Consider the following 1,038-nt stretch of genomic DNA (forward strand, 5'->3'; position numbering starts at 1 on the left):
CCTGACAGATTCCCACGCCACTATGCGATAAGGGTGACGAAATCGCAGGGAGGAATTCATGACCGAGACGCTGGAAATCGTCAGCTTCCGTCTCAAGCCGGAGGCTGCGGCCGACTTTGTCGCCCAAAATGGCGTCGTCACCGACTGGCTCGCGCGCCAGCCCGGCTTTATCAGCCGTCATCTCGGCGAGCGCGAGGACGGAAGCTGGGTCGACGTCGTGCGCTGGCGGAGCCTCGAACAGGCCCAGGCGGCGGCGCAGCGGATCATGACCGAGATCGGCGATTGCGAGGCGATGCAGGCGATCGAGCCGGCAAGCGTCATTATGAGCCATGCCGCGGTCGTCCTGTCGACGCCGACCAGTGTTTAAGCGCGCTCGGCGCATGCGATGGCTTTCCACAGACCTGGATAGTCGACAACGAAGCCGGACGACGAAACCTCCAGCACCTGGTGGTAGCCGAATTTCGGCGCGGCATAGGCATAGCGGGTATCGTCGAGGCGGCTATAGGTCTGGTCGAGGCGTTCAAGCCTCAGCTCGGGAAAGGCCAGATAGGCCGCCGGAGCGGGCGTCGAAATGCCGGGCCTCAGGCCAAGGCGCCGGATCGGCAGGAGATTCGACGCCGGCGTGAAACCAAGGTCGAGGTCGACAAGATCGGCCACTTGCGTCTGCCTTTTGCCGTTGAGCGTCCAACCGCTGTCATCAAGCCTGTCGAACTGATAGTGGAGTGCGTCGCCGCCGAGAAATCCTGCAACGCGCGCGGCGCGGGCCCGCCATCCGGCATCGCAGTCGATCTCATAGGAAAGCCCGCACGGTGCGCCTTCCTGTATGAACACGGCCTGCCCTTTCAGGTTCCAGCCGTCGCCGGTCTTGGCAAGCAGGCACGTCGTGCCCTTCCTGGTCGAGCCGGCGCCAGAGGATCGAGGCCTGCATGTTTCACTCCCTTCCAAGAACGATGCCTTTCCTTCGCCCGCGAAGCAGCCCTGTTTCATCGCGGGACTTATCAAGCTGCCACGTGCTGACAAGATGGGCGCGGTATCGGC

The 1,038-nt window shown here is 63.3% G+C and carries 2 protein-coding genes; one reads left to right on the plus strand and one right to left on the minus strand.

What is annotated here, in order from left to right:
• The first annotated feature begins 58 nt into the window (after positions 1-58).
• Positions 59-367 carry an antibiotic biosynthesis monooxygenase gene (locus tag EOA38_RS37555; protein ID WP_126091761.1) on the plus strand — a complete coding sequence of 103 codons (309 nt, stop codon included), beginning with the start codon at positions 59-61 and terminating at the stop codon, positions 365-367.
• On the opposite strand, the gene EOA38_RS37560 is transcribed toward EOA38_RS37555, so the two are convergent.
• Positions 364-945: a putative glycolipid-binding domain-containing protein gene (locus EOA38_RS37560; RefSeq protein WP_245481034.1), complete on the minus strand. Its 582-nt coding sequence runs from the start codon at positions 943-945 to the stop codon at positions 364-366. The two genes, EOA38_RS37555 and EOA38_RS37560, sit on opposite strands and share 4 nt — an antisense overlap.
• Positions 946-1,038 lie beyond the last annotated feature (93 nt).

The sequence above is a fragment of the Mesorhizobium sp. M1E.F.Ca.ET.041.01.1.1 genome (assembly GCF_003997355.1).
GTDB lineage: Bacteria > Pseudomonadota > Alphaproteobacteria > Rhizobiales > Rhizobiaceae > Mesorhizobium.